Here is an 18,647-nt window from a genome sequence, read left to right as displayed (position 1 = left end):
GTGGGAATTTTCTGAACTGAAAATTCCGTACGATACAGTAAGGGATGATTTACACGAATCGGAAATGATGATACAATCATAGAAATAGTACAGAGTATTGAGGTGGAAAGATGGCAGGGAAAAAACGAAACAGCAGCTTTGAAATACTGACAGCCATGCAGGACTTAAACACCCCGGCGGGAGCACTCCAGCTGGCGCAGATCCTGCATCTTCCGTCCGCCAGCATTGGGCGGGAGCTTCTGGATCTGGAGAAAGCAGGGCTGCTTGTCAAGGTGCAGAACAAGGGGCGGATCCTGACGCCGCAGGGCGAACGCTTTTTGGAAGAAGAACGGTCACGCCGGGAGAAGATGAAGGCGGCGAATGAGCTTATCGAGGCGGCGTCGATGGAGACAGAAAGCGGGCTGGAGGATATTCTTTTGGTGCGGAAACTCCTGGAGGGATATGCGGCGGAGGCATGTGCAGAGCGGATTGAGCCGAAGGAACTTCAGAAATTAAAAGATCTGCAGGCAGACTATCTCTATGCAATCCGCCATGGAAGGGCGGGAAGCGAGGAAGATCTGGCGTTCCATCTGAAAATCGCGCATCTCTCAGGCAGCCCGTCTATCTTGCGGATGTTAAAGCTCATCCTGACCGACCAGGACGCTTATGCGCGCTTCAACCAGGCAGCAGTCCGCTCTGACGAAGTCCGGGAAAATGAACACGAAAGCCTTCTGGCAGCGATTGAAGCCGGAGACGGGGCACTGGCGCGCCGGGAGATGGAGCGGCATCTGGAGCATGTAGGGGAGAACCTGCAGGCGTATTTTGCGGGGAGAAAGTAGGATTTGTACGGATTATAAATAAGAAAAAATTTATGCAAATCACATCTTCGATGCGGAATTTGTATGTGCAAGAATTCTGTTCTTAAATATGCTTGCGTTATCTGAAATAAAAAATAATGGTTTGCAGAATAAAATTTAAAACAGAAAAAGAAAATGAAAAAAGGATACTTAAAAATGTGAGGATTTATAGCGGATAAATAACAGATATTCATGTTTGATTATGAATCAAAAAGATATAAATTTCATATAAGTGAAAACCAAGTGAACAAAATTCACGTTTAAACAAATGAAAATGAAAAATTATGAAAGCGTGTGAACCGTTATTTTTTTAAAAAATACTCGATCAAATAGTAGAAAGGAAGAATACAAATCTTCAAATAATACAACATTTGAACGGAAGTTATGCTGAAATTCTGTAAGTAAACAGATATTACAAGGGTAAAATAGCATGTTGAAAATCCCGTATTGAGGTAAAATAAGGGGCGAACAAGTGTCCTGTCGATGTAAAAAATTTCAAAATTATGAAAAATGAGATTGACTTTCGATGAAAAGCAGAGTACCATAGAGGTATCAAAACCAAAATAGAAACAATCTGTTTTTCGAGCCGAAATTGCTAAGCGGGAAACCGTATGCAGTCAGGCCAATGGGTACATCTGGAAATGGAAGTGCCTTCCGCATTTGAAAAGAAAGAGAGATTCGCTTTACATCGATGGATACGGGAAGCTGTCAGGCTTCTTGTATAGATAGGGTATATATGTGCTGACAGATAGGTATAGATATAGGTGTATCCATATCTATAGGTGCAGATGTATATACAAACTCGGATACGTTAAGCGGTACTGTCTTTTCAGAGGCGGTGCCGCTTTTCTTTTTGTGTTTCTAAGAACAGGAGGTGCGGATGGAGCCGGATATTAAAAAACTGAACCAGCTGCTTTTATCGGGAAGCTGCTGCAGTCAGGCACTTGTTTCGCTGGGACTTACCCTTAAGGGCGAGGAGAACCCGAGCCTTCTGAAGGCATCTGCAGCACTCTGTCTGGGAGTCAGAAGCGGGCTGACCTGCGGAGCTTTGACCGGTGCGGCGATGATGATGGCGCTCTTTGAGCCGGAAGCGGCATACAGCGAGATGATACCGGAACTGGCAGACTGGTTTCAGGAAAACTATGGTGAAATCTATGGAGGAAGTGATTGTCATTCGATTTTAGGAGATAACATGGCCAACAAGGCACTTCGGTGTCCCCAGGTGGTAGAGAATACCTACCGCAAGGCCAGAGAACTTCTGGAGGACTATGGCGTGGATCTGGCGGATCTGGCAGAGATGCTGGAAAACGCGGATGACTAAGGAATCGTAAGTATTGGGTATGATGCGGAAGGATAGTCGGAAGCATCAGGGCTCTATTTATTTTAAAGAAGGAGGACGAAACAGCATGAAATTAAGAAAAATGATGTTGAACATCAACGGTGTGGATCGTATGTTTATGTGCGATCCGGAAAACGATAAACTGTCAGATGTTCTGCGCCGGATCGGTCTGACCGGTGTTAAGGTTGGATGTGGAACCGGTGTCTGCGGTTCATGTTCCATCATTCTGAACGGACAGGTAATCCGTTCCTGTACCAAGAAAATCAGCCAGGTAGAAGAGTATTCCAAGATTACCACCATCGAGGGTATCGGTACTCCGCAGCATCTGCATCCGTTACAGGTTGCATGGATGAACTGCGGTGCTGTACAGTGTGGTTTCTGTGTACCAGGCTTCATCGTTTCCGCATATGCTCTGTTAGAGCAGAACCCGGATCCGACCCGTGAAGAGGTTCGTGACTGGTTCCAGAAGACAAGAAACGTATGCCGTTGTACCGGATACAAACAGATTGTAGATGCAGTTATGGCTGCAGCTAAGGTTATGCGTGGCGAGTGCAGCATCGAGGATATCAAGTTCCACAATCCGGAAGATGGCAACTACTACGGAAAACCGGTTGTTCGTCAGGATGCACTTGGTAAGGTTTGTGGTCTGACCGACTACGGCGATGATCAGGCTCTTAAGATGCCGCAGGGCGTTTTATATGCAGCTATCGTTCAGCCGAAGGTTACCCATCATGCAAAGATTCTGGCTATCCATACTGAGGAAGCTGAGAAGATGCCGGGCGTTGTTAAGGTTATCACAGCAAAAGACCTCATCGCAGCAGGCGGAACTAACATCATGGCTGAGGGTCAGTTCCATGAGAGAAGTACTGTTATGACACCATCCCGTAAAGTTCTTCAGGATGAGAAGATCTATCGTTACGGTGATGTTATCGCTATGGTAGTAGCTCATACACATCGTCAGGCTCGTGCAGCAGCCGCTAAGGTTACGATGGAATACGAACAGCTGCCAGAGTATCTGACATATCTGGATGCAGTTATGCCGGATGCTATCCGTATCCATGAGGATACCCCGAACATCTTCTGCGAGCAGCCGGTATTAAAGGGAGCAGGTCTGGAAGATGCAGAAGAAGTAAGAGACTTAATCGACAAAGCACCGCACGTAGTAGAAGGAAGCTTCTCCTCCTCCCGTGAGCCGCATCTTTCCATCGAAGGTTGTGTACTTCAGTCTTACTGGGGCGATGATGGTCTGCTGACCATTCAGTGTAAATCCCAGTGTGTATACTCCTCTATCGGACGTCTGGGTAACTGCCTTGGTGTACCGAAGGATAAATACCGTATCATCATGAACCCGACCGGCGCAAGCTTTGGATGGTCTACCAACGCAGGCGATATCGCACTGTGTGCAGCTTGTACCGTAGTTACCGGCGAGCCGGTATCCCTGTCCATGTCCTATGAAGAGCATCAGCACTTCAGCGGCAAACGCTGCCCGGCATACTCCAATGGCCGTCTGGCATGTGATAACGAAGGCAAGATCCTGGCTGCTGAGTTTGATATCGGTATGGATCACGGCGCTTACTCCTGGGGCGGTGACGACGTTATGACCAAACCGGCACGTTTCACCTTCTTCCCGTACAATGTACCGAACGTAGCAGGTCTGGTTCGTGTAGCCAACGTAAACCATGCATTTGGTACTGCTTACAGAAGCTACGGTTCTCCGCAGGCATATACACTCAGTGAGCCGCTGATGGATATGATGGCAGAAGAGCTGGGCATGGATCCGTTCGAGTTCCGTTATAAGAATATCTGCCGTGAAGGCGATAAGAATATCAACAGCTATGTATATCCGCAGTATCCGATGGAGAAGATCATGGATACTATGCGTCCAATCTATGAGAAAGCAGTGGCTGATGCGAAAGCAGCTGACACACCGGAGAAGAGAAGAGGCGTTGGTATCGCATGGGGCGGCTTCAACGTTACTGAGGGCGGCGGCGATAGTGCTGAGGTTGCTCTTGAGCTTATGCCGGGCAACAAGATCCGCAAATACGACACATGGCATGCAATGGGTCAGGGTGCTACAACCGGTTCTCTGGTAGTAACACTGGAAGCTCTGAAAGAGATGCATCTGACACCGGAAGATATCCAGCTGATTCAGAATGATACCAAGACCTGTCCGGATACCGGTATGGCTGGTGCCAGCCGTTCCCTGTACATGGATGGTAATGCAACCATCATCGCAGCGAACAAGCTTCTGGCAGCTATGAGAAAAGAAGATGGTACCCTTCGTACCTATGATGAGATGAAGGCAGAAGGCATCGAGACCAAGTATCTTGGCCGTTATGAGACCAACACAACTCCGGGTCTGTGCCGTCTGGATCCGAATACCGGTATCGGCGACCCGACTCCGGCATTCACATACTGCCTGAACCTGGCAGAGGTTGAGGTTGATACTAAGACCGGTAAGACTACCGTTCTGAAATTTACCTGTGTTGACTTCGTTGGACGTATCGGTAATATCGATGCTGTTAACGGTCAGGCATACAGCGGTATCATGCATGGTATCGGCTTTGCCCTGAAAGAGGACTACGCAGACGTTAAGAAACATGCGAACATGTTTGGCGCTGGTACTTCCTACATCAAGGATGTTCCGGATGATATCAACCTGATTCATATCGATGGCGCTATCTCTGATGGTCCGTTCGGTTCTTCAGGCGCTTCTGAGGCATTCCAGGCATCTGGCCACTGTGCAGTTCTGAATGGTATCTACAATGCCTGCGGCGTACGTATCCATGAGATCCCGGCACTTCCGGAGAAGGTAAAAGCTGGTCTGGATGCAATCGCAAAGGGCGAGAAACCGTACGAGCCGAAGAAATACTTCCTTGGTTCCGATATGTATGAGGAACTGGAGAACATCAAAGAGAATCCGGTACAGGTAGGAACCCAGAGTTTCTACGTATCCCTGGATGATCCGACAGCTGAGCGTCCGTTCTAATCCGATTCGGAAGAGGAATGCGTGGCTGCACATGAAGCGGGCAGCTGCGGCAAGGCGTATCGCGTGATTGTAAATAAGAATTAAATAAAAGCTGCTGCGAACCTGCAGAATCTATGTTTAGAGAGGTAGGTTTTGCAGCGGCTTTTTTGTAATAGGAAATTCCTTGGAACAATGATGCGTACTCGTGTGAAGATGCAGGTTGTCGCAAGCGACCGCGCGAGACGCCCGAATGTGCCAAGACATATTCTTTGGTTATGGTGTATAATAAAAAGTATTAAAATTGGCTCCTGGAATTTTTACTTATCGATGGAGGACGGGATAAATGATTCTGGGAGAGGATAAATGGTTACTGTTCACGGGTAGGCACTTTTGGAACCGAAAGTGCCGTAAGAAAACGTGGTGGCAGCAGGAATTTGCCGTATTTAAATGCGAAGCCACGGCAAATTCCGTTACTGGACACGTATGCGTGAACAGTAACGATAAATGCAGGAGAAAAGAAGGGAGGTCCGCCCTGTGAGCTATTTGGAAGATTTTGAAAAGACGCTGGCGGAGAAATGCCATCAGAACGAGCCGCCGTTCTGCCAGGCAGCCTGTCCGTTCCGGCTGGATATCAAGGGGCTGGAAGAAAAGTGGAAAAAGGGACGTTTCAACGCGGCGTACCGGACCTATCAGAATACGGTGGGATTTCCGGATATTGTGTCGAAGCTGTGCAGCCATCCGTGCGAGAAGGCGTGTCTGCGCGCGAAGCTGGACGGGGGAATCGCGATGGGGCTTTTAGAGCGGGCGACGGTCAAGTACGCGAAGCGGAAGGCACCGAATGCGTATAACCTGCCGTCGAAAGGGAAAAGGATCGCGATCGTCGGAGGCGGTCTTTCGGGGCTTGGCTGTGCGCTGCGTCTCTGCAATAAAAAGTACGATGTAACGGTTTATGAGCGGGAAATGGTTCTGGGCGGTCAGGCGAGAAACCAGATGGATCCGGCGGAATTTGATGCGGAGATCGAAGCGCAGTTCCAGTTTGAGGAATTTTCACGCCATCTCGGTGAAACGGTAACGGATCTGGAGGCACTCCGGGCGGACTATGATGCCGTGTATGTGGCAACTGGGGCAGACGGCGCGGACTTTGGTCTGGAAATGGACCCGGACGGCGCATTTGCGACCCGGACCCAGGGCGTTTTCATTGGCGGTTCTCTGACGGGCGGCGACAGCATGAAGGCGCTGGCGGATGGGCTGGCGGTTTCGCTTGCGATCGAACGGTATCTGAAAACGGGCGGCATGAATGAGCCATTTCGAAAGGAAGGGACACTTTTAAAGCTTCAAACGGATGGGATTGAGCGTGCCGAGCGGGTGGTTCCGGCAAACGGGGAATCGTATACGGAGGAAGAGGCGATGCAGGAGATCGCGCGCTGCCAGAAGTGTTCGTGTGATGCCTGTATGCGTGCTTGTGATCTGATGCGCCTGCATGAGAAAACACCGCGCCGTTTGTATGAAGAGGTTTACATAACAATTCATCCCGGTACGTTATCGCGCGATGGTACGTGGGCGACGAGACTGATCAGCACCTGCGATCACTGCGGGCTGTGCAAGGAGGTCTGCCCGCAGCATATTGATTTTAGCCAGTTTTTGCTCGAAAGTATGCGGGCAATGCGGAAAAAGGGCGCGATGCCGTGGCCATTTCATGATTTCTGGCTGCGCGACATGGCGTATGCCTCCGGAAAAGCGGGGCTTACGCGGAAACCGGAGAATGTTAAGCAGAGTTCCTACGCCTTCTTTCCGGGATGCCAGCTCGCCGGTTCGGATCCGCGCTATGTGACGCGGACATATGAGTGGCTGCATTCCAAAAAGCCGGATGCGGCGATCTGGATGACCTGCTGCAGTGCACCTGCCGAGTGGGCAGGCGAAGTGGACATCCACGCGGCACATCTGGAAAAAATGCGGCAGCAGTGGAGAGAACTGGGCGAACCAACCGTGATTTTAGCCTGCCCGAACTGCCGGAAGATGTTTGAAGAATACCTGCCGGAGCTGCCGGTCGTTTTCCTGGAGGAAGTGATGGAAGAGTGGGGCATGGAGAAAGATGCTGCTTTGGAACCGGACAATGCTGAAAAGGGTGAAATGGAAGCAGGAAGTACCCAGCAAGCGCAGTCGTATGCCTTGTTTGATCCCTGCGCCAGCCGCTATTACCCGGAATTGCAGGAGAGTGTACGCCATCTGGCGGATGCGGCGGGGATTACGTGGGAAAATCTGCCGTATGACGGGAAAAAGGCGCGCTGCTGCGGATACGGCGGACATATCGGGATTGCTTCTCCGAGCCACACAAGCTATATGACAACTTCCCGTGCAAAAGAGGAGGAACTGCCGTATGTGACCTACTGTGTCAACTGCCGGGAGTCCTTTGCCGGACAGGGCAAGGAGGCGGTTCATATCCTCGATCTGTTGTTTGGGTTAAATGGCGCGGGGCGCCCGGCGGCGACGGTGACGGAGCGCTGGCACAACCGCCTGGCGGCGAAACGGGAACTGCTTAAGACGTACTGGAATGAGACGATCGAAGAGGAAACACATATGAAATTAGAAGTTGAGAAGGAGCTGGAACGCAAATTGTCAGCGGGTCAGATTTTGATCGAAGATATGGAGCAGGTCATTGAACACTGTGAGCGGGAAGACCGCGGTATTATCGACCCGGAGACGGGACATCGGATCGGGCATCTGAAGATCCAGCATATGACCTACTGGGCAGAGTACGAGGTGCTGCCGGACGGCGGTTATAAGCTCTGGAATGGCTACAGCCACCGCATGAATCTGGAAGGAGAGTGATGAGTATGCCGACGATTGATGGAGGCGGAAGAGATCAGCGGATCAAAGAGGCGTTGGAGAAAAAAGTCATCTGCCGCCGGTGTCAGGTGGAGATGGTGCCGAAATCCACATTTTTTGACTATCTGGGGCACAATTTCCACACCGAGATCCTGTGCTGCCCGAAGTGCGGCGAGGTATATCTGCCGGAAGCGCTGGTAAAAGGGCGTATGGCGGATGTGGAGAGAGAGCTGGAAGATAAGTAGATAGTAGATATAAGTATGATTCATGAGAGATGCTTTTGGATCTGAAAAGGATAGGTGAGACAGGCTGGCTGCGGGGATTTGCCATGTGTGAACATGAGAACACAGCCCATCTGCGGCTGGCTTCATCATGGGAGAATTGTAATGAATTGAGATAAGGGGATGAAGGACGATGGTAATGAACTTACAGGACAGAGCCCTCCTGCCAGAAGAAATGCGCCATACATACAGTGTCTGTCCGGTCTGTTTAAAACGCATTCCGGCAAAGCGGGAAGAGCGGGACAGGCAGATATATCTGGTAAAAACCTGCCCGGATCACGGGACATTTTCCAGTGTAATCTGGAGAAATAAGCGTAAGTTTGCCGACTGGCGCGGGGAACGTCCGGCGGTGGGAGAAAATGAAAATCTAAATTGCCCGGCGGGCTGCGGTCTGTGTGCGGAGCACAGACGCGCCACCTGCTGTACCTTGCTGGAGATCACAGCGCGGTGCAATATGAACTGTACCTTCTGTTTTGCGGAGCCGGACGGGGCCAAGGATCCGTCCTTAGACACGGTAAAACGCTGGATCGACGATCTGACGGAGCCGGGAAAGACACTTTTGCAGCTTTCCGGCGGGGAACCGACAGTGCGGGACGATCTGCCGGAGATCGTGGCGTATGCGAAGCAGGTTGGCTGTAAATATGTGCAGTTAAACAGCAACGGTCTTCGCCTGGCGGAGGACGAGGCGTTTGTAAAGCGTCTGGCGGATGCGGGACTTTCGTTTGTATTTATGCAGTTTGACGGCGTGGACGATGCCGTATATGAAAAACTGCGCCGCCGCCCGATGCTGGAAGTGAAAAAACGGGCGATCGAGCAGTGCGGCCGGTATGGAATCGGCGTGACGCTTGTTCCGGTCCTTGTTCCGGGCGTCAATACGGAGCAGATCGGGGACATCATCCGGTTTGCCATTCAGCGGTCGCCGTATGTGCGCGGCGTGCATTTCCAGCCGGTCAGCTATTTTGGACGTATCCCGGAGCTTCCGGCGGATGATGACCGCTATACGCTGGATGAGCTTCTGGAGGCGGTTGTCAGCCAGAGCGGGGGGCTTATCAAAGAGGAACAGATTGCGCCATCCTGCTGTGATCACCCGATGTGTGGATTTCACGGAGATTTCATTGTGATGCCCGGGGATAAATTGATGCCGCTGACAAATTATAGTGGAAAAACCGAGACAGAAGCGGAGGGCGAAAGCTGCTGCTGCGGTCCGGATCCGGCGGAGAAGAACCGAGAATTTGTCGGACGCCGCTGGGAACGGCGCGATGTGGAAGAGGCGTGTTGCTGTGGAGAAAGCCAGCCAGAAAAAGAAAGCTGCTGCTGCGATGCCAATGCAGATGCGTATCTGTTGGAGAAAGCGCAGCCCGAACCAGGAAACTGCTGCTGTGGCGGAACTCAACCAGAACCAGAAAGCTGCTGCTGTGGCGGAACTCAGCCCGAACCAGAATCCTGCTGCTGTGAAGAAGAGTCGGTTGACATAACAAATATGGAGGACTTCTTAAAGCGTGCCAAAAGCCATGGCTTCACGATCACATCCATGGCGTTTCAGGATGCCGGAAATCTCGATATCGAGCGCCTGCGCCAGTGCAGCCTGCATGTGTATAAAGACGGGAAGAAGATTCCGTTCTGTGCATACTACTTGTCTCCGATGGAAAGAGGCAGATAATAGAAGCGCAGAAAGGAGAGGTGCAAAAAATGGATACAAATGAGAGCAGTCTCTGCCGACCGGGCGGATTTGCGCTGACGAGGCAGATGTTCCAGTTTGCGGGAATTGAGATACCGGAGGCGGGAGCGGCAGAGACGGAGTCTACAGACCCTGGAGTGCCGCTTCGCGTCATCGACATCGGCTGCGGAACCGGCGGCACGATGCGATGGCTTTCTGAGCATTGCCCGGGCTGGCAGATTTCTGGCTTGGATAAGAATCCGGATGTGCATGAACCTGGCTGGATAGAGACTGGATGTGCGGAGAAACTGCCATATCCAGATCAGACGGCAGATATCATTCTGATGGAATGCAGTTGTTCCAAGGCTGCGGAACCGGCGGCGGCGCTCCAGGAGGCGTACCGGGTGTTAAAGCCGGAGGGATGGCTTTTGATGAGCGATATATATGCCCGGAAAAAAGAGCTTTTCTTAGACGGGATGCTGGGACGGCTGGAGTCTGCTAAAACAATCCGTGACCGGCTGGCGGAGGCGGGATTTGTGCTTGCAAAGATGCAGGACGCGTCGGGAACATTGGCGGAGTGGATCGGGCAGCAGATCTTCGATGGAAATCTGGAATCCGTCTGCGCGGCGCTGGGGGCGGAACGGAAGATTTTAAAAGAAGCGGGCTGCGGTTATTTTATTGCAGCGACGCAGCCGTCCGGGTTATGGCGGACACTTTCGTATGTAAAGGAGAAAAGTCCATTTTATCAGAAGAAATTTACATCCGTCTGGGGACAGCTTGGGGAAATGGCAGGTTCCGATGTACGGCTCGCGCCGGATTCGTTTTCATGGGCGGATTTCCGGACACTTCCCCTCACAACCCCGGAGGAACTGAAAGCGGAGCCGGAAACATTTTTATGTGTTCCAGCCAAGGAGATCGCGCGGATCATCACGCTGAAAACCTCCGGCAGTACAGGGGCACCGAAGCGCCTGTTTTTTACCGAAGACGATCTGATGCAGACGGCGGATTTCTTTGAAACAGGGATGCAGTACATGGTAAAGCCAGGCGATCGGGTCACGGTTTATATGGAAGGACCGGGATTTTTTTCGATTGGAGGACTTTTAAAAGAAGGATTGGGGCGCATTCAGGTGGAGACGAAGGTTCATGGACTGATTCACGATATGGAAGCGGCAGCGCGGGACGGCGAGGGGGCAGACTGCCTGATCGGTGTCCCAAGCCAGATGTATGCGCTGGCGGCCCATGCGCCGGGACTCCGCCCGAAAACAGTGCTTTTAAGTGCTGATTATGTGCCGGTCAGCGTGCAGCGTTTTTTGGAAAAAACATGGAACTGCCGGGTCTTTACACACTGGGGGATGACGGAAACTGGTTACGGCGGCGGCGTACAGTGTGGGGCGCGTGCGGGTTACCATCTGCGGGACCGGGACCTTTTGATTGAGATTCTGGATCCGGATACGGGACAGACGGTTCCGGAAGGGCAATACGGCGAGCTGGTTCTGACAACGCTTCGGCGGCGGGGAATGCCGCTTGTGCGCTATCGGACCGGCGATCTGGGGCGGATGATTGCAGAACCGTGTGCCTGCGGATGTTTAAAGCCTAGACTTGATAAGGTTGAGGGACGGCTGGATGACAGCGTCCGGCTGTCAGGCGGCAAAGTACTTTCCATGCACATATTAGATGAGCTTTTATTTGCCCTGGATGAGGTGGAAGATTTTCAGGCATCTTACAATGCGGCGCAGAAGCATCTGACGGTGGCTGTTATGAAGAAATCGGGTTATGCAGATGCGGTAGGAAGCAGAGTGAAAAATGTCAAAGCAGCATTAACGGAATACTTTGGGAACTGCCTGACCGTCGCAGTGATAGAAAAAGAAATTTCCCCCTATATCGGTTCGGGAAAAAGGCGGCTGATCATCGAGGAAAAATGAAAAATGAGTGGTAAAATTCAATATCATGAAAAACTTGACGATAAGTTTTAATTGCAGTATCATAAAATTAAAAATAATCGAGAAATTTTGAAAAAAATCAGTAAAATTTGACAAGAACAAGGAGAAAAAAATGAACATAGCGATTGCATCAGAGACAGAGGAGATCGACGGACTGGTGCCGGCGACTTTTAAGGAGAGTCCGTTTTTGATGATTATTGACGCGGACAAGAACCAGATTTTCCATGTCTATGGAAAACAGGATCCGGACAATCTGGTATTTGCGAAGAAGGTGGTAGAACATGACTGTGAGGCAGTCATCTGCGGACCGATCGAGAAAGAACCGTTTGAGATACTGGTAAAGGCGGGCGTGACCCGTTATCTGGGAAGCGGGCATACGGTTCAGAAGGCATATAGCTATATGAACCGTTATAAACTGGAGCTGATCCGCGACTACATCGGCGGACCGGGACCATTTGGACACAGCCATGATTTCAGCTGCGAGTGTGGGGAAGAAGAGGAACACGAGCACTAGGAAAGGACAGAATGCGGACGATTTATTTGATCCGGCATGGGAAGCCGGAATTTCCAGATGAACGGAAATATTGCATCGGGCGGACGGATCTGCCGCTTTCAGAGGAAGGGCGGACACAGATTCGGGCGCTGGGGGAGACATTTGCGGGACGCAGAATTGAAAAGATTTATACCAGCCCGTTAAAGCGCTGCCGGGAGTCAGCCGCGATCCTGCAGGAAGTGATTGACAGAAGTATTCCGATTGAGGTCGTAGATGGTCTGGCGGAGATTGACATGGGGGAATGGGATGGTCATTCCTTCGATGAAATCCGGGAACAGTTTCCAGCGGAGTATGTGGCACGAGGGGCAGATATGTACGATTTCCGACCGCCGCAGGGAGAGAGTTTTGCAGATTGTGCAGGGCGCGCCAGGACAACCTGGAATGAACTCCGGATGAAGAGCCGGGGTGATATTCTGGTGATCGGGCACGCGGGCTGGTTCCGGACATTGATCTGCGGCTGGGAGAAGCGGAAAAAGGCAGAACTTCTGCAGATTCCCTTTGGCTACGGACAGGTGTATGAAAGAAAGGATCTTGTATTTGATGCTCTGATCTCGGCGGCGGGGCGATCCTCGCGGATGGGGGATTTCAAACCGCTCATGAAGCTTGGCGCTCAGACGGTCCTGGAACGTGAGATACAGACGCTGCGGGCGTGCGGTGTACATGAAATCACGATCATTACCGGACGCCGGGCGGAAGATATACGCGCGGCGGCTGCGGGAACGGGAATCCATTTCATCCACAATCCGGCGTATGCGGAGACGAAAATGTTTGATTCCGTCTGCCTGGGGCTTTCCTATTATGAGGAAAAGCGGAAAACGGCAGGAAAAGAGACGCTGGATGGCATTTTCTTTTTCCCGGTGGATGTGCCGCTGTTTACACCATTTACGCTGGAATATGAAAAATACCGGTTCGCGGAAGGCGATGGGGATGTCTATCTCCCGGAGTATGAGAAAACACCGGGGCATCCGCTTCTGATCCGTGCAGATGTGATCGAAAAACTGCTGCAGCATGACGGAATGATGGGGCTTAAAGGCGCCTGTGAACAGCCGGAAATCCGCCGGATTCCCCTGAATGTGCCGGATCCGGGCTGTGCGTTTGATGCGGATACACAGGAAGAGTTTCAGAAATTGCGTGATTGGGAGAGAAAACGTCCTGTCCCGGACAAAGAGGAGTGTGAACGTCTGCTTGCATGGTTTCACACGCCGGAGGCGACGGTGCGCCATAGCCGGGCGGTTGCGGAGCTGGCCGTGGAATTGGCAGATAGAGTTCTAAAGCATAGGGCGGAAACGTGTGTGGAGATGACATACAAAAGCCCTCCAATCGATAAATACAAAATCTACGCGGCGGCGCTTCTTCATGACATCGCCAAAGCATACCCCGAACATCCGGAGACAGGGGCGGGATGGCTGCGGCTTCTGGGACATACCGGGATCGCGGATATCGTTGCGGATCATATGGATCTGCCGGAAGAAAAGCTGGGATATCTGAACGAAAGCCTGATCGTGTACCTGGCGGACAAGCAGGTACAGGGAGAACGGCGTGTAACGATCGAAGAACGGTTTGCGGCAAAACGGGAGAAATTTAAGGATAATCCGGAGGCGCTGGCGGGTGTGGAACGGCGGTATCAGCTGGCAAAGCGTGCGGAGGCATTACTGTAAAAAGGAAAAGAGGAAAATCATATGAAATTAATGAAAACAACCGAGGCAGTCGGACAGGTACTCTGCCATGACATGACGCAGATTATTCCGGACGTGACGAAGGACGCCGTATTCCGCAAGGGACATATCGTGCGTGAGGAGGACATCCCGGTACTGCTTTCGATTGGAAAAGATCATATTTATGTCTGGGAAAAGGACGATACAAAATATCATGAGGACGAGGCGGCGGACATTCTGCGCGGCATCTGCCAGAATGAGTATATGCGTGCAACCGATCCGAAGGAAGGCAAGATTGAGCTGATTGCGGAGGCGGACGGTCTGTTTCAGGTTGATGAAGAACGCCTCTTAAAGGTCAACAGCCTGCCGGAGATGATGATCGCGACCCGCCGGACGAATTTCCCGGTAAAAAAAGGTGATAAGTTAGCCGGAACCCGTGTGATCCCGCTGGTAATTGAAAAAGAAAAAATGGAGGAGGCGAAGAAGGCAGCGGGTTCAGAGCCGCTGTTAAAGCTGCTTCCGTATAAAAATAAGAAAGCGGGCATTGTGACGACCGGAAATGAAGTGTTCTATGGACGGATTGAGGATAAATTTGGCCCGGTCATCCGGGAAAAGCTTCAGGAATTTGGTGTGGAAGTTCTGGGACAGAAGATTATAGGGGACAATCCGGATAAAATCACGGAGGCAATCCAGGAATGGCTGGATCAGGGCGCCGATTTTGTTGTCTGTACCGGTGGCATGAGCGTCGATCCGGATGATACGACACCGAGCGCGATCAAGCAGACCGGGGCGGAGGTTGTCTCCTACGGCGCGCCGGTACTTCCGGGAGCGATGTTCTTGCTGGCATATACGAAGGACGGAAAGCCGATCATGGGACTTCCGGGCTGCGTGATGTATGCGAAGAGGACCATCTTTGATCTGGTGCTGCCGCGTGTGATGGCAGATGTGCCAGTGACAAAAGCGGATCTGGCGAAAATGGGCGCAGGTGGTCTGTGCTTAAATTGTCCAACCTGTATTTTCCCGAACTGCGGTTTTGGTAAATAATCGAGCCAGAGAGAGGCGATGAGGCAGCAACCGCGATGGCACAACTGCGAAATGAGAAATGGATGGCTCATGCAGTATAAAAGAGAGGAAGTGCGTGATATGAATCTGTATGGGGAGATTCTGAAAAAACTGGAAGGGACGCCGTGTCTGGCGCTCGAGAGAAGCTTTGTGGGAGAAGAGGGAAATCTAGCAGATATGCGCTGTGAACTGAAAGAAGGCGCAGAGGCGTCGGAGATTGGAAAAGAAGCCCTGACACAGGGGCAGCCGGTCTGTGGGCGCGCCGGAAGCAGTTGGAATGTGGCGGAACCATTTTTCCCGAAAGAGCGCCTGATTATTCTCGGAGGCGGCCATGTGGCTCTTCCGGTGGCAGAATTTGGCGCGCGCGTCGGATTCTTGGTAACTGTGGTGGACGACCGCCTTTCCTTCGCGAATCCGGGACGATTCCCGATGGCAGAGAAGGTGATCTGTGATGACTTTGGGCATGCGATCAAAGAACTCAAGATTCAGGAGAGCGACTATATCTGTATCGTTACGCGCGGACACCGCCACGATGCGGACTGCCTGCGGATGATTGGAAAAGGAAAAGAACCGGCGTATCTCGGCATGATTGGTTCGAGACGCCGCGTCGGTATCGTGAAACAGGAGCTTCTGGAAGAAGGTTACGATCCAGAGCGAATGAGCCGTTTAAAGAGCCCGATCGGTTTAAAGATCGGCGGTGTGACACCGGAGGAGATCGCGATCTCGATTCTGGCGGAGATCATACAGGTAAAGCGCATGGATCGGGAAGACAAACGTGTGAAAAACCGTTCCGATCTGGATTTTGATGTGCTGAAACGCCTGGCAGAGGAGCCGGATGAGTCGAAAGCAGTGGTCACGGTGATTGAATCAAAGGGATCCTCCCCGCGCGGGGCAGGCGCGAAGATGATTGTCTACCGGGACGGACGGATTCTCGGCAGCATCGGCGGCGGCTGCAGCGAGGCGGCCGTGCTGGGCGAGGCACGTTCTCTGATCGGAAGCGGCAGGTACAAAGTAGTTCATGTAGATCTGACCGGCGAGGCAGCGGAAGATGAAGGAATGGTCTGCGGCGGCATTATGGATGTGCTGGTGGAAGACTTTGCCACGGATCGGGAACCGTGTGACCGGTAAGGAAACCGAAGCACCGGCGTATTTGGATAAAAAATTTCAAATAAATGAAAAATAAAAAGATAAAAATAAAATACATGAAAAATCATCATAACAATTTCACGAAAATAGACGGAAGGGCTTGGAAAGAAAAACTGGAAAATTCATAAGAATAAAGGGAAAATGCAGAAAAAAGCAGCGTTATTTTTTAATTCACATAACTGCCATGTGTATTAAATAAGAATAATTGTAAAGATTGACAAAAAAAGTGCCACGTGCTACTATTTGATTAGCAAATATCATTATAATTTTCCAAAAATAACGGAAGGGTAAAAACCACATTGCTATGGCGTGAGGAATCGAAACGAGGAGGATGCCGGAAACATGTGCGTGAAATGAGGGAGGAACCAAGATATGAGAAAAACGTGGGCACTTGTAATGGCAGCAGCGATGGCGGCAGCATCCCTGACCGCATGTTCATCCAGCAAACCGGCTGAGACAGCAGCACCGGAAACGGAGGCAGAGGCAGCTGAGACAGAAGAGACCGAAGCAGAAGCAGAGGCAGCCGGCGACCAGCAGGAGATTCTGGTAGCGGCAGCAGCCAGCCTTCAGTACGTTATGGAAGACAAGATTCAGCCGGCATTTGAGAAAGAGAATCCGGACATCAAGCTGAGCTTTACCTTTGACAGTTCAGGAAAGCTGCAGACCCAGATCGAAGAGGGCGCGGATGCAGACGTATTCTTCTCCGCAGCGATGAAGCAGATGAACGCGCTGGAGGACGAGGGACTGGTTGATGCAGATTCTGTCGTAGAGCTTCTGGAAAATAAGATCGCCCTGATCGTTCCAAAGGATTCCACACTGGAAATTACTGGTTTTGAGGATATCACAAAGGCAGAGAAGATTGCACTCGGCGATCCGGAGAGTGTTCCGGTTGGACAGTACGCCAAGGAAGCCTTTGAGAACCTGGGTATGTGGGATGATGTAGAGGCTAAGACAAGCTTTGGTACCAACGTAACCGAGGTTTTAAGCTGGGTAGCAGCCGGAAGCGCAGATGCAGGTATCGTATACCTGACCGATGCAACCACCAGCGATCAGTTTGACCAGGTAAAGGTTATCGGATATGCACCGGAAGGAAGCGTATCGAAGGTTATCTATCCGGTTGGTGTTGTAAGCGCAAGCACAAAGAAAGATGCAGCACAGAAGTTTGTAGATTATCTGGGAACCGATGATGCGCTCTCCTTCTTTGCGGAGTATGGCTTCACAGCAAATAAATAAGCCGGGAGCGATGACTGTCTGGGATATGCAGCCGACTGTGTGAACAGAAAACAGGACGGCGAAGGACAGACAGTGAACCATGTATGGAATAAAATCCGCCGCAGAATACAGGGTCCGTTGAAAACCAGGTGTTCTGCGGCAGTTTTTATCTCAGTCGAGAAGACTCCCACCTCTTCAGGTGGTGAGTAATAGCAAATTTGTCTCAGTGGGAGTCCATTCTCCGACTGAGATAAACGCTCCGCGAGGATGCGCAGTGATTCTGATAGGAATATGTCAGCTTCGCTGACCAGAATCACGCGCCAAGTCTCACGGACGTTCGACTTGAATTCAATCGAGAAGACTCCGAGAGTACATTTCATAGGAAAGGGGGAAGAAAGGTGGACTGGTCTCCGATATGGATATCGATGAAAACAGCAACGCTGTCGATCATTATTACGTTTTTTCTGGGAGTCTGGATGGCGCGGCTGGTGGTATCGGCACGCTCTGAGAAAGTGAAAATGGTGCTGGACGGCATCCTGACGCTTCCGATGGTCCTGCCGCCGACGGTAGCAGGCTTCTTCCTGCTGATGATTTTTGGTGTAAAACGACCGCTCGGACAGCTGTTTCTGGAATTGTTTGGCGTCAAGATTGTATTTTCATGGGCGGCAACGGTGATCGCGGCGGTGGCGATCTCATTTCCGCTTATGTACCGGGCGGCGCGCGGCGCGTTTGAACAGGTCGATGTGACGCTTATCTATGCGGCTCGGACGCTGGGATTTTCTGAGAGCCGCATTTTCTGGAAGGTAATTCTGCCGTCGGCGATGCCGGGCGTCTTAAGCGGCGCGATCCTTGCCTTTGCGAGAGGACTGGGCGAGTTCGGTGCGACCGCGATGCTGGCGGGCAATATCGCCGGAAAGACGCAGACACTGCCGCTTGCCATCTATTCACAGGTGGCGGCTGGAAAAATGTCGATGGCATACCAGTATGTGTGGATCATCGTGGTGATTTCCTTCCTGGTCGTCGTGCTGATGAATGTGCTGTCGCGGCGGGATATGCGCGGACGCAGCAATCATAAAAAGAAAGATAACAGTGTGGAAGCGGGCGGTCAGGATGTAAAGGTTTCGGTGGAACTGTTTGCGGACAGGGAAGCGGATGCACAGAAGGGAGGCGCG

General features: G+C 51.4%; 12 protein-coding genes, 1 pseudogene and 1 riboswitch. All 13 genes and pseudogenes read left to right on the top strand.

Annotated elements, in window-relative coordinates; translation table 11 throughout:
* Positions 1 to 110: 110 nt before the first annotated feature.
* Positions 111 to 818: an FCD domain-containing protein gene (locus DW931_RS09870; protein WP_107000908.1), complete on the top strand. Its 708-nt coding sequence runs from the start codon at positions 111 to 113 to the stop codon at positions 816 to 818.
* 585 nt (positions 819 to 1,403) lie between these two features.
* A riboswitch (molybdenum cofactor riboswitch) is annotated at positions 1,404 to 1,523 on the top strand.
* Positions 1,524 to 1,716: 193 nt separating this feature from the next.
* The gene (locus DW931_RS09865; protein ID WP_107000907.1) at positions 1,717 to 2,157 is read left to right on the top strand and encodes a DVU_1555 family C-GCAxxG-C-C protein; all 441 of its coding nucleotides are present in this window, start codon (positions 1,717 to 1,719) and stop codon (positions 2,155 to 2,157) included.
* An 85-nt stretch (positions 2,158 to 2,242) separates the two neighbouring features.
* Positions 2,243 to 5,164 (top strand): molybdopterin cofactor-binding domain-containing protein, encoded by a 2,922-nt coding sequence (locus DW931_RS09860; protein ID WP_022359117.1) that lies wholly within the window; start codon positions 2,243 to 2,245, stop codon positions 5,162 to 5,164.
* 513 nt (positions 5,165 to 5,677) lie between these two features.
* Positions 5,678 to 7,972, top strand: coding sequence for a pyridine nucleotide-disulfide oxidoreductase/dicluster-binding protein (locus DW931_RS09855; protein WP_181357205.1), 2,295 nt, complete (start codon positions 5,678 to 5,680; stop codon positions 7,970 to 7,972).
* A 5-nt stretch (positions 7,973 to 7,977) separates the two neighbouring features.
* On the top strand, positions 7,978 to 8,214 hold the full coding sequence (locus tag DW931_RS09850; protein ID WP_022360474.1) for a DVU_1557 family redox protein: 237 nt from the start codon (positions 7,978 to 7,980) through the stop codon (positions 8,212 to 8,214).
* A gap of 169 nt (positions 8,215 to 8,383) precedes the next feature.
* Positions 8,384 to 9,910 carry a radical SAM (seleno)protein TrsS gene (gene trsS, locus DW931_RS09845; protein WP_207664448.1) on the top strand — a complete coding sequence of 509 codons (1,527 nt, stop codon included), beginning with the start codon at positions 8,384 to 8,386 and terminating at the stop codon, positions 9,908 to 9,910.
* 29 nt (positions 9,911 to 9,939) lie between these two features.
* A complete protein-coding gene (locus DW931_RS09840) occupies positions 9,940 to 11,829 on the top strand; it encodes a DVU_1553 family AMP-dependent CoA ligase (RefSeq protein ID WP_118482593.1) in 1,890 nt (629 codons plus the stop codon).
* Between the two features lie 130 nt (positions 11,830 to 11,959).
* Positions 11,960 to 12,361 (top strand): NifB/NifX family molybdenum-iron cluster-binding protein, encoded by a 402-nt coding sequence (locus tag DW931_RS09835; protein ID WP_022360477.1) that lies wholly within the window; start codon positions 11,960 to 11,962, stop codon positions 12,359 to 12,361.
* A gap of 11 nt (positions 12,362 to 12,372) precedes the next feature.
* Complete coding sequence (locus DW931_RS09830) at positions 12,373 to 14,058, top strand: DVU_1551 family NTP transferase (RefSeq protein WP_118482592.1); 1,686 nt, start codon at positions 12,373 to 12,375, stop codon at positions 14,056 to 14,058.
* Between the two features lie 21 nt (positions 14,059 to 14,079).
* The gene (locus DW931_RS09825; protein ID WP_118626962.1) at positions 14,080 to 15,099 is read left to right on the top strand and encodes a molybdopterin-binding protein; all 1,020 of its coding nucleotides are present in this window, start codon (positions 14,080 to 14,082) and stop codon (positions 15,097 to 15,099) included.
* 69 nt (positions 15,100 to 15,168) lie between these two features.
* Positions 15,169 to 16,245, top strand: coding sequence for an XdhC/CoxI family protein (locus DW931_RS09820; protein ID WP_182430027.1), 1,077 nt, complete (start codon positions 15,169 to 15,171; stop codon positions 16,243 to 16,245).
* 390 nt (positions 16,246 to 16,635) lie between these two features.
* Positions 16,636 to 17,496, top strand: coding sequence for a molybdate ABC transporter substrate-binding protein (modA, locus tag DW931_RS09815; RefSeq protein ID WP_118482589.1), 861 nt, complete (start codon positions 16,636 to 16,638; stop codon positions 17,494 to 17,496).
* Between the two features lie 377 nt (positions 17,497 to 17,873).
* Positions 17,874 to 18,518: pseudogene (modB, locus tag DW931_RS09810) on the top strand (molybdate ABC transporter permease subunit); the annotation flags it as partial.
* Positions 18,519 to 18,647: the final 129 nt, after the last annotated feature.

Source organism: Clostridium sp. AM43-3BH (genome assembly GCF_003479985.1).
In the GTDB taxonomy this organism is placed as follows: Bacteria; Bacillota; Clostridia; order Lachnospirales; family Lachnospiraceae; genus Otoolea; species Otoolea fessa.
The sequence above is the reverse complement of the archived record's forward strand: the minus strand, read 5'-3'. Positions and strand labels throughout refer to the sequence as shown.

Excerpts from the sequence above, each read along its gene's own strand:
- DW931_RS09870 (WP_107000908.1), top strand. The coding sequence starts at position 111 with ATGGCAGGGAAAAAACGAAACAGCAGCTTTGAAATACTGACAGCCATG.
- DW931_RS09865 (WP_107000907.1), top strand. The coding sequence starts at position 1,717 with ATGGAGCCGGATATTAAAAAACTGAACCAGCTGCTTTTATCGGGAAGC.
- DW931_RS09860 (WP_022359117.1), top strand. The coding sequence starts at position 2,243 with ATGAAATTAAGAAAAATGATGTTGAACATCAACGGTGTGGATCGTATG.
- DW931_RS09850 (WP_022360474.1), top strand. The coding sequence starts at position 7,978 with ATGCCGACGATTGATGGAGGCGGAAGAGATCAGCGGATCAAAGAGGCG.
- trsS (WP_207664448.1), top strand. The coding sequence starts at position 8,384 with ATGGTAATGAACTTACAGGACAGAGCCCTCCTGCCAGAAGAAATGCGC.
- DW931_RS09840 (WP_118482593.1), top strand. The coding sequence starts at position 9,940 with ATGGATACAAATGAGAGCAGTCTCTGCCGACCGGGCGGATTTGCGCTG.
- DW931_RS09835 (WP_022360477.1), top strand. The coding sequence starts at position 11,960 with ATGAACATAGCGATTGCATCAGAGACAGAGGAGATCGACGGACTGGTG.
- DW931_RS09830 (WP_118482592.1), top strand. The coding sequence starts at position 12,373 with ATGCGGACGATTTATTTGATCCGGCATGGGAAGCCGGAATTTCCAGAT.
- DW931_RS09825 (WP_118626962.1), top strand. The coding sequence starts at position 14,080 with ATGAAATTAATGAAAACAACCGAGGCAGTCGGACAGGTACTCTGCCAT.
- DW931_RS09820 (WP_182430027.1), top strand. The coding sequence starts at position 15,169 with ATGCAGTATAAAAGAGAGGAAGTGCGTGATATGAATCTGTATGGGGAG.
- modA (WP_118482589.1), top strand. The coding sequence starts at position 16,636 with ATGAGAAAAACGTGGGCACTTGTAATGGCAGCAGCGATGGCGGCAGCA.